The 13,145-nt window shown below is 61.7% G+C and carries 13 protein-coding genes; 7 read left to right on the forward strand and 6 right to left on the reverse strand.

What is annotated here, in order from left to right; genetic code table 11:
- Positions 1 to 18: 18 nt before the first annotated feature.
- Positions 19 to 423 carry a winged helix-turn-helix transcriptional regulator gene (locus ACXJKO_RS13745; protein WP_457091651.1) on the forward strand — a complete coding sequence of 135 codons (405 nt, stop codon included), beginning with the start codon at positions 19 to 21 and terminating at the stop codon, positions 421 to 423.
- Here the strand turns inward: ACXJKO_RS13745 and aac(3) are convergent.
- Both aac(3) and ACXJKO_RS13755 read right to left on the reverse strand, forming a co-directional pair.
- Positions 420 to 1,235, reverse strand: a complete 816-nt coding sequence (gene aac(3), locus ACXJKO_RS13750) for an aminoglycoside 3-N-acetyltransferase (RefSeq protein ID WP_457091652.1) — start codon at positions 1,233 to 1,235, stop codon at positions 420 to 422. The genes ACXJKO_RS13745 and aac(3) overlap by 4 nt on opposite strands.
- A gap of 57 nt (positions 1,236 to 1,292) precedes the next feature.
- A complete protein-coding gene (locus ACXJKO_RS13755) occupies positions 1,293 to 1,952 on the reverse strand; it encodes an HAD family hydrolase (protein WP_457091653.1) in 660 nt (219 codons plus the stop codon).
- Positions 1,953 to 2,086: 134 nt separating this feature from the next.
- Between ACXJKO_RS13755 and ACXJKO_RS13760 the strand changes: the two genes are divergently transcribed.
- Positions 2,087 to 2,896: an ion transporter gene (locus ACXJKO_RS13760; RefSeq protein ID WP_457091654.1), complete on the forward strand. Its 810-nt coding sequence runs from the start codon at positions 2,087 to 2,089 to the stop codon at positions 2,894 to 2,896.
- 96 nt (positions 2,897 to 2,992) lie between these two features.
- Here ACXJKO_RS13760 and ACXJKO_RS13765 read toward each other — a convergent pair whose 3' ends face one another.
- The 4 genes from ACXJKO_RS13765 to ACXJKO_RS13780 all read right to left on the reverse strand — a co-directional run bounded on the left by ACXJKO_RS13765 (position 2,993) and on the right by ACXJKO_RS13780 (position 8,373).
- Positions 2,993 to 4,096 carry an ABC transporter ATP-binding protein gene (locus ACXJKO_RS13765; RefSeq protein ID WP_457091663.1) on the reverse strand — a complete coding sequence of 368 codons (1,104 nt, stop codon included), beginning with the start codon at positions 4,094 to 4,096 and terminating at the stop codon, positions 2,993 to 2,995.
- 5 nt (positions 4,097 to 4,101) lie between these two features.
- The gene (locus tag ACXJKO_RS13770) at positions 4,102 to 6,291 is read right to left on the reverse strand and encodes an ABC transporter permease (protein WP_457091655.1); all 2,190 of its coding nucleotides are present in this window, start codon (positions 6,289 to 6,291) and stop codon (positions 4,102 to 4,104) included.
- 121 nt (positions 6,292 to 6,412) lie between these two features.
- Positions 6,413 to 7,459, reverse strand: a complete 1,047-nt coding sequence (locus ACXJKO_RS13775; protein WP_457091656.1) for an ABC transporter substrate-binding protein — start codon at positions 7,457 to 7,459, stop codon at positions 6,413 to 6,415.
- Positions 7,460 to 7,578: 119 nt separating this feature from the next.
- Positions 7,579 to 8,373, reverse strand: a complete 795-nt coding sequence (locus ACXJKO_RS13780; RefSeq protein ID WP_457091657.1) for an inositol monophosphatase family protein — start codon at positions 8,371 to 8,373, stop codon at positions 7,579 to 7,581.
- A 197-nt stretch (positions 8,374 to 8,570) separates the two neighbouring features.
- Between ACXJKO_RS13780 and ACXJKO_RS13785 the strand changes: the two genes are divergently transcribed.
- From ACXJKO_RS13785 to ACXJKO_RS13805, 5 genes are all read left to right on the forward strand, one after another.
- Complete coding sequence (locus tag ACXJKO_RS13785; protein ID WP_457091658.1) at positions 8,571 to 8,996, forward strand: NUDIX hydrolase; 426 nt, start codon at positions 8,571 to 8,573, stop codon at positions 8,994 to 8,996.
- Between the two features lie 137 nt (positions 8,997 to 9,133).
- The gene (locus ACXJKO_RS13790; protein ID WP_457091659.1) at positions 9,134 to 10,306 is read left to right on the forward strand and encodes a zinc-dependent alcohol dehydrogenase; all 1,173 of its coding nucleotides are present in this window, start codon (positions 9,134 to 9,136) and stop codon (positions 10,304 to 10,306) included.
- Positions 10,307 to 10,317: 11 nt separating this feature from the next.
- A complete protein-coding gene (locus ACXJKO_RS13795) occupies positions 10,318 to 10,893 on the forward strand; it encodes a cyclase dehydrase (protein WP_457091660.1) in 576 nt (191 codons plus the stop codon).
- A 3-nt stretch (positions 10,894 to 10,896) separates the two neighbouring features.
- Positions 10,897 to 11,346, forward strand: a complete 450-nt coding sequence (locus tag ACXJKO_RS13800) for a DUF488 domain-containing protein (RefSeq protein WP_457091661.1) — start codon at positions 10,897 to 10,899, stop codon at positions 11,344 to 11,346.
- 301 nt (positions 11,347 to 11,647) lie between these two features.
- Positions 11,648 to 13,145: calcium-binding protein (locus ACXJKO_RS13805; protein WP_457091662.1), on the forward strand; the 1,498-nt coding region annotated here is incomplete at its 3' end.

Genomic DNA, 13,145 nt, shown 5'->3' on the forward strand with positions numbered 1-13,145 from the left:
GCGCAAGGAGGCACTTTTATGTCACCCAGTCACATTCATGTGCCCTCCAACTGCCACACGGTCACGGAGATCCTCTCTCGTGTCGGCGACAAGTGGAGCGTTCAGGTTGTCGTCCAGCTAGGCGAAGGTCCCAAGAGATTCAACGAGTTACGCCGCATCGTCAGCGGCATTTCGCAGCGTATGCTGACCCTGACCCTGCGCGGCTTGGAGCGCGACGGCCTCGTCACCCGCACCGTCTATCCCACAATTCCGCCAAAGGTGGAGTACCAGCTCACAGGTCTGGGTTGCTCCCTGCTTAAGACTGTTCGGGGTCTCGGTGCCTGGGCAATCGAAAACCGGGATGAAATTCTCGAAGCGCGGCGGCGTTTTGATGAGCCGGGCGAGGATACCGCTTCGCCGCAGAGCCGACCCGACGCGGCCTAGGGGCCTGCATTCCGCTCCAGCCAATCGACAGCAAAGGCGCAGATGGCCGCCGCATCGACCAGAACCGATGGAGCGGAGCCGATAAGCCCTTGCTTTCCCTTGCCGTTCGCCAGGAATTCGCTCACGATGGCAGCGAAGTAGTCGTCGGCAAGGCCCGGCACGATGGGATTGGACGTATCGTATTCCTCCCCCATGCGCCATTGCACGCCGTATGATGTGGCGAAGGGCACCTCATAGCGGCGGATCCGTTTGTTCGGGATCCGGGCCAGGTGTTCGGCATGATGAAGCAGGGTCATCGTGTCGAGCGGAGCGCCGACCATCAGCACCTTGCCGCCTGCCTCAATCAGCTTGGCGAAGGGCGAGCCTTCCCCATAGCCGTAATCGAGTGGGTGATCCTCGGTCAGCCAATCTGACCTCGCGCCGAGTGCAGCTACCGAGGCTCCCGGATTGCCGCTGCGCCGGGCTCCGGGCGTTGTGCGGATGAACTCGGCGAGCGCTCCATTGTCCCGTATGGCGCGGGACGAGGCAGCATCGAAGGGCGGAATGTGGTCGCGCCATTCAGCAGGCACGCGCCCCTCTTCGTCGAGCAACTCGTCGTAACGGGCGTCCCAATCCACATAGGCCATCAGGGTCCCGGTTGGACCTATGGCATCGAGGAGCGCGCCGATAAGCGCATCCGGGCCGTTGAGCAAGGGGCCGACACGGCGCATGGCGGCATGCACCATCACCATGTCGCCGGGACGGATCCCAAGACGCTCCAGGTCGCTGCGCAGGGATGCGCGTGTGCGGAACTGAGGGGTGGGCGGCTGCATCCTGCGAGAGTCGCCGGCACCGGGCGGGGTGTCAATGATCCCCGGCCCCGATGCAACTCAGGCGGCGCTTTTCTGCTTCAGAAGGTTCCACAATTCGGCATCGTGAAAATCGGTGAGCGTGGCGTCCGCGCCGACGGCCCGCATTTCCTCGGCGCTGAGGCCGGTCAGCACGCCGAAGGAATAGATCCCGGCGCCCTTGGCGGCCTTCATGCCCGAGGGCGAATCCTCGAAGGCGATTGCTTCGTCGGCGCGCACGCCGAGGCGCTCAAGAGCGGTCAGGTAGGGCAGGGGATCAGGCTTGCCCCGTTCCACCTGATCGATGGTGATCTGGACCGGGAAGTGCTCATGCAGTCCCAGCACGTCCAGCATGTGGTCGGCATTCAGGCGCGGCGCGTTGGTGACCAGYGCTATCTTGATGCCCTGCGCCTTGGCCCAATCGAGCAACTCGATCAGGCCACCCAAGGGCTCCAGATCGAGCGCGAGGCGGCGGAAGGCTGCTTCCTTCTCGTCCGCGTAGGCTTCGTGCTCGTCGACCCCTAGATGCGGCAGGAGGGAGGCGAAGATCGACGGATTGGTGCGGCCGATGATCGTGGAGCGGTAGACCTCGTCGGTGATGGCCACGCCCTGCGGCGCCAGAACCTCGGCGAAAGCTTGCAGATGAATCGGGTCGCTGTGCACCAGAGTGCCGTCCATGTCGAAAATCAGAGCCTTGAGCATCGATCCGTCTCTCAGAAAGTCAGGGTTGGCCCGGGTGATACGCCGCTTCACCCGGAAAGGCACCCAGTTGGAAATGCAGGTCTGCCTTATAGATAATGTAGGGGTCAACCACCAGAGAAAGCATGTTCCCGCCCATGGATCGAGCCTCCCCCCGCCAAGCTGATGCGGCATCCCGACCAGGAATCATCAGAAAAATCCGGGAGCTTTACGAAGGCGATACGGTGGAGGCCCACAATTTCCGCTATGGGCTGCTTGTCTTCGACGTGGTGACGATCCTGTTCATCGTCGTCACATCCTTCCTGCCACGCTCGCCCTTCATGGAATGGGCCGACGTGATAATCGGCCTTGCCGTTCTGGCAGATTTCGTGGCGCGCCTGAGCATCAGCCGGACGCCGTGGAAGGACTTGGTGCACCCGATGACGATTGCGGATCTCGCCGCCATCGTGTCCTTCCTGGCGCCCGTCGTCGGCGAGGGCATCGGCTTCCTGCGCATTCTGCGCACCATGCGGCTTCTGCATACCTATCAGCTGCTGGCGCGATTACGGAAGGACAGCACGTTCTTCCGGCGTAACGAGGAACTGATCATCGCTTCCGTCAATCTCGGCGTGTTCATCTTCATCATGACAGGCTTCGTCTACGAGACGCAGCGTTGGACGAACAGCCATATCGGCAACTATATCGACGCGCTGTATTTCACCATCGCCGCGCTCACCACTACCGGTTTCGGCGACATCACGCTGACCGGTACGTTGGGGCACCTGATCTCGGTCATCATCATGATCTTCGGCGTGACGCTTTTCCTGCGCCTCGTGCAGATCCTGCTCATGCCCAACAAGGTGCGCTATCCCTGTCCAGTCTGCGGGCTCCAGCGGCATGACAGGGACGCGGTCCATTGCAAGGCCTGCGGCACTACCCTCAACATTCCGGACGAGGGCGCGGTCTAGAGCTGTTTCCTCTTACGTGGAATCAGCTGTCTTCTTCTTTGGGCCGCATTTTTTGACGGCGAACCGGAGCCACTTCGCCGAAAAATGCTCTAAGCCTCATGCATTCGGAATGATCGCCACGCCCCGCTTTGTTGCGAAGGAGATCGAGACGGGCGAGCCGACGGCCAACGGCTCCGGGCGTGCATATTGCACGACGAACAGATGGCCGATGGAGGTTTCCACCTCGTACTCCACTTGCGTGCCGAGATAGGAGGCTTTCTTCACCTCGCCGGAAATCGCGCCGGGCGCGGGGGCTTCGTCGATCAGGATCGCATCCGGACGGACCGCGAGTTTCACGGGGCCACGGCTCGTGTTGCGGTGAGGAAGCTGCAGGGTCGTAGAGCCGATGCGCACATGGGCATCGGCGCCTGCCACATCCACGATCTCGCCGGAGATGATGTTGGCATCGCCGATGAAGTCGGCGACGAACAAGTCTGCCGGCTGCTCGTAAAGCTCGCGGGGCGTGCCGGTCTGCGCGATGCGGGCATTCGACATCACGATGATGCGGTCGGACACGGCGAGCGCTTCCTCCTGATCGTGCGTGACATAGGCCACCGTCAGGTTGAGGCTCTGCTGCAATTCGCGGATATCCTCGCGCACGCGGCGGCGCAGCTTGGCGTCGAGGTTGGACAAGGGCTCGTCGAAGAGCAGCACCTGCGGCTCCAGCACGAGCGCGCGCGCCACGGCCACGCGCTGCTGCTGGCCGCCGGAGAGTTCCGATGGTGCGCGCTTCTCGAGACCTTTGAGGCCGATGAGAGAAAGCTTCTCCATCGCCATCTCGTTGGCGTCCTTCTTCGACGCTCCCTGCACGGACGGGCCGTACGCCACGTTCTCCAGAACCGACATGTGCGGGAAGAGCGCGTAGGACTGGAACACCATGCTGACGTCGCGGTCGGCGGCGGAGAGGTTCGTCACATCCTTGCCGCCGATGAGGATCTGGCCTTCGCTCGCCATCTCAAGCCCGGCGATCATGCGCAGGGTCGTGGTCTTGCCGCAGCCCGAGGGGCCGAGCAGGGTCACGAGCTGGCCGGGATCGATGGTGAAGGACACATCGTCCACGGCCGTCACGTTGCCGTAGCGCTTCGTCACGTTGCGGAATTCGACCGAGGCCGCCTGCTTCTTGGAGGTCTGGGTACGAGACAGGGTGCTTAAGGATGACATCTGGTTCATGGAATCGCTTGAACGGCAACGGGAGTGGCGGAGGTGCTTGCGGAGCGGCGTCCGAGACGCCGCTCGCCGACGGCCAGCTGGATCGCCGTGATGGCAACCAGCATAACAACGATGAGCACGGTGGAATAGGCGATGGCGAGGCCGAATTCACCGGCCTCGACGCGGCCGACGATGTAGGTGGTGGCCATGTTGTATTCGGCGGTCACCAGGAAGATCACAGCGCTGACTGCGGTCATCGCACGCACGAAGGAATAAACCAGCGATGCGACGATGGCGGGGCGCAGGAGCGGCAGCACAATGCGGCGCATGGTGGTGGCCGAGCGCGCGCCCAGCGTCAGGGAGGCCTCGTCCAGGCTCTTGTCGATCTGGCTCAAGGTGGCGATGCCGGAGCGAACGCCGACCGGCATGTTGCGGAACACGAAGCACATGACTAGCACGAAGCCCGTGCCGGTAATCTCGATCGGCGGCACGTTGAAGGCGAGGATGTAGGACACGCCGACGACCGTGCCGGGAATGGCGAAGCTGAGCAGCGTGCCGAACTCGAACGAGCGCTGACCGGAGAAGCGCTGACGGGTGAGGAGGTAAGCCGTCAGCAGGCCGATGGCGGCGGTCAGCGGCGCGGAGAGAGCCGCGACCTTCACCGTTGCGAAGAACGAGTTCCACGCGGAGCCGGAGAAGTAGAGGCCCCAATCGGCGCGCTCGACGCGGAAGGCGGTGAGGAAGTGCTCGAGGGTCGGCGTGTAGTCGCGGCCCATGGAGCGCACGAAGGCGCCGACGACGATGATCGCGTACACGGCAACCGTGAACAGAGCCCACGGGATTGCGGTGAAGTACGAAGCCAGTGCTACGCGGCGGGGCAGGGGAAGTGGAATGCCCGCATCACCCTTGCCGGTCACGGTAGTGTAGACCTTCTTGCCGAGCCAGGCATGCTGGAGCCAGAACGCGCCGAGGGTGAAGCCGAGCAGCACGATGGACAAAACGGCCGCTCGCCCCTGATCCTGCTGCGCACCGACCACGGCGAAGAAGATCTTGGTGGAGAGAACCTCATAATTGCCGCCGAGCACGAGCGGGTTGCCGAAATCAGCTAGGCTTTCCACGAAGCCGAGGAGGAAGGCATTTGCCAAGCCCGGACGCATGAGCGGCAGCGTCACGGTCCAGAAGGTCGTCCAGCTCTTGGCGCGCAGCGTCTGCGAGGCTTCCTCGAGCGTCGGGCTGATGCCCTGCACCACGCCGATAAGCACGAGGAAGGCGATGGGCGTAAACGCGAGGAGTTGCGCAATTAACACGCCGGGAAGACCGTAGATCCAGCGCGTGCGCGGAATGCCGAACCATTCGAACATCACGGCGGAGAGAGCGCCGGAACGTCCAAAGAGCAGGATCAGTGCAAGGCCGATGACGAAAGGCGGCGTGATGATGGGCAGTACGCTCATGATGCGCAGGAGCTTCTTGTAGCGGAAGGCGGTGCGCGTTGCGATGAGTGCGAAGGCGAGGCCGAGCGCCGTGGTGCCGAAGGCAACCAGCAGGCCGAGGAACAGGGTGTTCCAAGCCACGCCGCAGCGCAGGTCACTTGTCAGGCAATCGAGACCCCAGATCGACTTGTCCATGAACTTCGTCAGGAAGACGAGCGGTGCGAGGCTGCCGTCATTATCGGTGAAGGCGCTGGCGAGGATCGTGGAAACGGGGAAGAAGACGAAGACGATGATGAGCGCGATGACGATGCCGATGGACGACGTGACGAAGGAATCGCCCCGGCACCAGCCGCGCGCCGCAAGGCCGTGGCAGAGAATGATGAGGAAAGCAGACGCCGTGAGCGCCGCGCCGTAGCCCATGCCGGCCTGGCTTGGTCCGGGACCGCCTGAAACAGCTTTGAGGATGTCCACCGTCCAGCCGTTGAGGCCGATGGTGAAGCCTTGGAGGACGATCAGCGCGAGACCGAGAACACCCGATGCGACAAGCCATCTGCTGTTCGCGGAAGACGAAGGCAGCACGACCGGGCGCAGGCTCATGAGCAGGGGCAGCACGATCGGCAGAAGCCACCAGGCTCCCCGCATGCCGTGCAGGAGAGCGGAGCCGCCAACGAAATAGTCGCTGAAGGTGGGAGCGGCGGCGCGGTCGAATCCGTACCAGGGCAGGAGGGCGAAACCGACCCAGCCCAGAACGATCCAGCCAAGGGTTGCCCGTGACATGTCTGTTCTCGCGTAAAGACTAAAAGCGGGGCCTCATGCGAGCCCGGCTTTGGCATTTATAAAATGAAGAATGGCTTCCGGCGGAGCGCATCGTCGCTCCGCCGGGCTGCTGTCAGGCCGACTATTTCGGCAGGTTCTTCACCTCGTTGTCCCACTTGGACAGGAGGCGCTTGCGCTCTTCCGAGGAGCCGTACTTCGCGAAATCGAAGTTGATGAGCTTGATGTCGGTGAGCTTGGGAGCCTGCGGCGGGATCGGCGTGCTCTTGTTGGATGGCACCTGATAGGACTTGGCTTCCGCGCCGATCTTCTGCGCATCGGCGGTCAGCGCCCAGTCGTAGAACTTCTTGGCGTTGTCCATGTTCTTCGCGCCCTTGATGATCGACATGGAGCCGATCTCATAGCCCGTGCCCTCGCAGGGAGCGACGACCTTGATCGGCGCCTTGTCTACGACCATCGTGACGATGTCATGCATGAAGGCGATGCCGGCGGTGGTCTCGCCCAGCGCCATTGCCTTTGCCGGAGCCGCGCCCGACTTGGTGTACTGGTTCACGTTCTTGTGCAAGGCCTTCAGGTACTCGAAGCCCTTATCCTCGCCCATGATCTGGACGATGGTGGCGAGCAGCGTATAAGCCGTGCCGGAGGAGTTGGGATCCGCAACCTGCACTTCGTCCTTCAGCTCGGCCTTTAGAAGATCAGCCCAGCATTTCGGCTCGCCGACGCCGTTCGTCTTGGCGAGGTCCGTGTTGTAGCCAAAGCCCAGGGCGCCGGAATAGATGCCGACGGTGCGCTGCTTGGACTGCTCCCACTGGCGCACGGCCCAATCCTGAAGCTCGCTCATCTTCGGCGACTTGTATTCGACGGTCAGGCCTTCCTCGGCCGCCTGCATGTGCGGGTCGCCCGTGCCGCCCCACCAGATGTCGGCGCGCGGATTGGCGGATTCCGCCTTCACCTGCGCGAAGACTTCRCCGGCGCTCTTGCGGGTCATGGAGACCTTGATGCCGGATTCACGCTCGAAGGCGTTGACCATGGCGCGGCACCATTCTTCCTGCACGCCGCAATACATGACAAGCGCGCCCTGCGCCTGCGCCGCGCCTGCGGACAGGAGCGAAAGAGCCGTCATGGAGCCTGCCAGCATGGTGGCCGCAACGAGATTCTTCTTCAGTTTCATCAGTATCCTCCCGGTAGATGATTGTTATCATTTTTGTTGGTCGGCTAAGCTCTCCTCAATGAAGCTTTCGGTCAAGAGCCTTGCCGCCGATAGTCGTGAATTTGTGAATAATGTAGCTGCTACGGCTCCTTGGAGATCCCCGTCGCGGCCATGATCGCCTCCGCAAGCTCGGGCGTGCAGCCGAGAACGGGGTTGCCGCTGCGCAAGCCGTCCTTAGCGAGGAAGTTGTTGGTCCAGCCACCGGCTTCCTCGATGATGAGGAGTCCTGCCAGAGCATCCCAAGAATTGATGTGAAGCTCGCAATAGCCATCGATGCGCCCGTCGGCCACATAGGCGAGGCCGAGCGTGCCCGATCCCGCGCGGCGCACGTTGCAGCCGCTCTTCTTCAGTTTCTCCACGGCGGCGATGTAAGGCTCCGGCGGCAGGCGGGACGACCAGCCGGCCTCCACCGTCGCCTGGCGCATGTCGGCAACGCCGCTCACGCGGATCGGCTCTCCGTTAAGGACGGCCCCGCGTCCGCGCTGGGCCGTATAGAGCTCGGCATGCATGACGTTGTAGATCACGCCGATCTCTACCCGGTTGTCGCGCACGAAGGCGATGGAGATCGCGAAATGCGGGATGCCACGGGCGAAATTCGCGGTACCGTCGATGGGATCCACCACCCAGACATCACGCTCGAAGGATCCGCCGCCTTCCTCCCCGAAGAAGGAATCGGCCGGAAAGAGAGCGTTCAGGCGGCTGCGGATCAGCTCTTCCACTTCCGCGTCGGTGGCCGTCAGGAAGTCCTGATGTCCCTTGAAATCAGGGCGCTGCGAGCGTGGGCGCTCCAGGAAGCGCTTGCGCGCCAGCACACCCGCCTCGCGCGCGATGGCGCAGGCCGCGGCAAATCTCACATCCAGATCGTTGGTCGTCATAGCGTCTTGGCGCTCCCCAGGGATCAAAAGTCGGGCCGGTTTGTTATCAGGCTTCATTCTCAAACGTGACATTACGGATAGTCATCTGGTTGTTGAAGAAGGGTGATACCTTCAACCGCCGATGAATTGATCCTTTATTAGCCGGCTCAAATCAATTACGTTACAAATTATCCCACTTGGTATCCTACTCTCGTCGAATGCCCCGCATCCCCAAAGAAGAACTCAGTCAGGTCGCAGCGCTCCCCTTCCGCATCAAGGAAGGTCGGATTGAGGTGCTGCTCGTCACGTCCCGCGAGACGAGGCGGTGGCTAATTCCCAAGGGCTGGCCAATGAAGGGCAAGAAGCCTCACAAGGCGGCGGCCCAGGAGGCGGAGGAGGAGGCCGGAGTCAAAGGCGAGATCAAGCAGGAGCCTCTGGGCTACTACGATTACTGGAAGCGCCGAGCCTCGCATTTCGACCTGTGCCGTGTGAACGTCTATCCGCTGGAAGTCTCCAAGCAGCTCAAGTCCTGGCGGGAGAAGGGGCAGCGCGAGGCGCAGTGGTTCGAGGTCGAGGAGGCCGCTCATCAGGTACTTGAACCGGCGCTCGCGGACCTAATCCGTAGGCTGCCCGAGCACGTCTAAAACATTGACTCTTATGAGTCGGTGACTGGAAATTTCCGGTCGCAAGGGAACGCATCGCTCTCCGAGAAGTATTCAAATGGCAAGACGGGCAAGCCTCGCAGCTTGGCCGTTTCCCGAGATGCTGTAAGGAGATTTCGATGAAGGCGCTTGTTTGGCACGGCACCACTGATATCCGCTGCGACTCCGTTCCCGATCCACAGATCGAGCATCCGCGTGACGCGATCATCAAGGTGACGAGCTGCGCCATCTGCGGCTCCGATCTTCACCTCTACGACCATTTCATGCCCGGCATGAAGAGCGGCGACGTCATGGGCCACGAGACCATGGGCGAGGTGGTCGAGGTCGGCGCGCAGACGAAGGGCAAGCTGAAGGTGGGCGACCGCGTGGTGATCCCCTTCACCATCATCTGCGGCGAGTGCGATCAATGCAAGCGTGGCAACTTCTCGGTCTGCGAACGCACCAACCGCAACGGTCATATCGCCGCGAAGGCCTTCGGACACGCGACGGCCGGCCTCTTCGGCTACACGCATCTCACCGGCGGCTATCCGGGCGGGCAGGCCGAGTATCTGCGCGTTCCCTTTGCGGATACCACGCATATCAAGGTGCCGGATGGCATTCCGGATGAGAAGCTGCTCTTCTTGAGCGACATCTTCCCGACCGGCTGGCAGGCCGCCGTGCAATGCGATATCCAGCTGGACGATACCGTGGCGATCTGGGGCGCAGGCCCCGTCGGCCAGATGACGATCCGCAGCGCGATCCTGCTCGGCGCGAAGCAGGTCGTCGTGATCGACCGCGTTCCCGAGCGTCTTGCCATGGCGGAAGCAGGCGGCGCGATCACCATCAATTTCGATGAGGAAAGCGTCATCGAGCGGCTGAACGAGCTCACCAACGGCAAGGGCCCTGAGAAGTGCATCGATGCGGTCGGCATGGAAGCGCATGCGGCTGGCACGATCGATGCGATGTATGATCGCGTGAAGCAGGCGACGATGATGGAAACTGATCGTCCGCATGTGCTGCGCGAAATGGCTTATGTATGCCGCCCGGCGGGCGTGCTCTCCGTTCCCGGCGTCTATGGCGGACTTATCGACAAGATCCCGTTCGGCGCCATCATGAACAAGGGCCTGACGATCCGTACCGGACAGACCCATGTGAACCGCTGGACGGACGATCTCCTGCGGCGCATCGAAGAAGGACAGATCGACCCATCTTTCGTGATCACTCACACGGTCGGCCTCGAAGAAGGGCCCGACATGTACAAGATTTTCCGCGACAAGCAGGACGGCTGCATCAAGGTCGTGCTCAAGCCATAAGAGGTGTCACCATGCGCTATGAAACGGAAAGAACACGCCGACGCGGTCACGCCGATACCGCAACAGATACTCTGGCGCGCGGCCTCGGCCTCTTCTCCATCGTTCTTGGCATCGCCCAAGTGGTGGCGCCACGCACATTAGCTCGTGCGCTCGGCATGAAGGGCCAAGAAGGGCTTATTGCAGGCTACGGCGTTCGCGAGATCGCGACCGGCATCGGCATCCTTGCCTCCAAGGATCCCATGCCTTGGATCTGGGGACGCGTGGCTGGTGACGGCCTCGATCTCGCAACGCTCGCCACAGCGCTCGAGGGTAACAATCCGAAGAGAGGCAATGTGGGCATCGCCATGGCGGCGGTCGCCGGTGTAACGGCGCTCGATGTCTATTGCGCGCAGACCTTGAGCCGCGAAAGCCCGCATCCACTACCGCCGATGCAGGATTATTCGGATCGCACAGGCTATCCGCGCGGTATCGAGGAATCGCACGGTGCGGCGAGCGACTTCGAGGTTCCACAGGACTTCCGCATCCCCGATGCGCTGCGTCCCTATACGCAGCCTGAGCTTCCCCAGCGGCCCATGCCGGGCCTGTAGCGCATGGCGAAGCCGCAGGTCTTCACGATCGGCTATGAGGGAGCGGATGTGGACCGCTTCCTCACCACCCTGAAGGATGCAGGCGTGGCGACTCTCGCCGATGTGCGGGCGGTTGCGCTTTCCCGCAAGCGCGGATTTTCCAAGTCCGCTCTGCGCGATGCCTTGGCAAACCAGGACATCGGTTACGAGCATTTCATCAAGCTGGGAACGCCGAAGGAGGGCCGTCAGGCCGCAAGGGCAGGGGACGGTGAACTCATGCGCCGCATCTATTGCGATGAGGTGCTTGCCACCGACGAGGCGCAAGCGGCGTTCCGCGATCTGGAGGCGCTCGCCGCGTCCCGGCCCATCTGCCTCCTGTGCTTCGAGCGCGACCCTGTCAATTGCCACCGGCGCGTGCTGTCGCAGCGGCTGGAGAAGCTGGGCTTCGAGACGGTCGACCTCACAATCCTTTGAACTGTGGCACAAGTCAGTTTGGCTGCGACCTCAAAGTACAATTTAACGAAGTATATATATGCTATATCATATATACTCATTCCTTGATTCTCACCGGCTGAAGAGCAAGAGCCACAGCTGGACAACGCAAATAATCCTATAGGGGCGTAGTATGACGACATTGCCAAGCTGGGGTTCTCGGATCGAGCCCATTCTCGGTTCAGATGGGTTACCGAAGAACCCCATTATATCAATGGCCGGTGATGGCTCATTCGTCGTCCTCTGGTCCGGTGAAGGGTCGAGTTCCGCAAACAGCCTGTGGATGCAGATCTATAATGCGGACGGCACAGTCAGGAAGCCCACGACGGAGATCGTGCTTGCGACCGATGACGGCAACAAGTTCTCCCCTTCCGTCACACTCCTCAACAACGGCAATTTCGTTGTGGCATGGCAGGATGAGAGCGGCCTTGACGGGGATACCCTCGTGGGTGTTCGCGGCCAAGTCTTCACATCGGCGGGTAACAAGGTCGGGGGTGATTTTCACATCAATTCCAGGCTTGCCGGCGCTCAGGCGGAAGTGTCCATCGCCGCGCTCGCGAACGGCGGTTTTGCCGTTTCCTATACGGACTTTGCCAGCGTTGAAGCAGGAGCAACGGGAGATGGTGACGGCGCCGGCATACGTACCCGCGTGTTTAACGATCTCGGGCATGCTTTGGGAACTGGTGAAGATCCGATTGCCAACGGCGTCACTCCGGGTTCGCAATCGAAGCCGGTAACGATCGCGCTGAAAGACGGCCGATATGCCGTCCTCTATCATGATGAAAGTCGTACGGAGGATGCTGACGACACGATCCGTGGGCACATTTTCAATGCCGACGGTACGCGTGAAACCGGTAATGATTTCCTCGTCTCATCGGCTTCCGGATCGGAGAAATGGGCGTCTGCGACAACCCTCGTTGGTGGAAACTTCGTTGTCGTTTGGGAAAGCAAGGCGAGTTCGTCGAGCTATCCCAGTATCAAGGCTCAGGTCTTCGATCCCAACGGCAATAAAATCGGCGGCGAGATCGTCGTCGACCGCTCGGGCAGCACTCAGCAGGAAAAACCTCAGGTCGTCGCCCTCAATGACGGCGGGTTTGCGATCTCATATTGGGGCTTCGCTGGGACGGAAGCCATTCGGATCGCGACTTTTGCCGCTTCCGGTGCATTTGTTTCGGAGACATCGGTGGCTGGAACCGATGGATATGCCCTTGTGCCCAGCTCCGGACTCAGCGCCCTCGGCGACGGGCGCATTGCCCTCACCTGGAGCGAAGGAGATCTCGTTTCTGGTGAATATGCCGTTCACGCTCAGATCTTCGATCCGCGCAGTGGCGGCGTGAACCTGCCGGGCACGAGCCAGAATGACCAGTATATCGGAACGGCCTTCAATGACGTTCTGGCCGGCGCTGGCGGCAATGACCGCCTGACGGGTGCAGGCGGCAACGACGTTCTTGCCGGCGGGGCAGGTTTCGACACGCTGATCGGCGGAACGGGCGACGACGTCTATTACATCGAGGCGGGCGACATCGTGATCGAGGAAGGCGGCGGCGGTTACGACACCATCGTTGCCTCGTACAGCGCTGCTCTCGGCGACAACACCCAGGTTGAGGTATTGCGAGCCGCTGCCGGAACGGCTCCTCTGAGCATGAGCGGCGCCAACATGAACGATACCCTCATCGGTAACGATGGTCACAACGTTCTCAATGGTGGAGCCGGTCGCGACACGCTGATCGGCGGAACGGGCGACGACGTCTATTACATCGAGGCGGGCGACATCGTGATCG

The sequence above is a fragment of the Microvirga sp. P5_D2 genome, assembly GCF_054049475.1.

Bases quoted from the DNA above. Each gene is read 5' to 3' on its own strand.
- ACXJKO_RS13745 (WP_457091651.1), top strand. From the start codon at position 19: ATGTCACCCAGTCACATTCATGTGCCCTCCAACTGCCACACGGTCACG.
- ACXJKO_RS13760 (WP_457091654.1), top strand. From the start codon at position 2,087: ATGGATCGAGCCTCCCCCCGCCAAGCTGATGCGGCATCCCGACCAGGA.
- ACXJKO_RS13765 (WP_457091663.1), bottom strand. From the start codon at position 4,096: ATGTCATCCTTAAGCACCCTGTCTCGTACCCAGACCTCCAAGAAGCAG.
- ACXJKO_RS13770 (WP_457091655.1), bottom strand. From the start codon at position 6,291: ATGTCACGGGCAACCCTTGGCTGGATCGTTCTGGGCTGGGTCGGTTTC.
- ACXJKO_RS13780 (WP_457091657.1), bottom strand. From the start codon at position 8,373: ATGACGACCAACGATCTGGATGTGAGATTTGCCGCGGCCTGCGCCATC.
- ACXJKO_RS13785 (WP_457091658.1), top strand. From the start codon at position 8,571: ATGCCCCGCATCCCCAAAGAAGAACTCAGTCAGGTCGCAGCGCTCCCC.
- ACXJKO_RS13790 (WP_457091659.1), top strand. From the start codon at position 9,134: ATGAAGGCGCTTGTTTGGCACGGCACCACTGATATCCGCTGCGACTCC.
- ACXJKO_RS13795 (WP_457091660.1), top strand. From the start codon at position 10,318: ATGCGCTATGAAACGGAAAGAACACGCCGACGCGGTCACGCCGATACC.
- ACXJKO_RS13800 (WP_457091661.1), top strand. From the start codon at position 10,897: ATGGCGAAGCCGCAGGTCTTCACGATCGGCTATGAGGGAGCGGATGTG.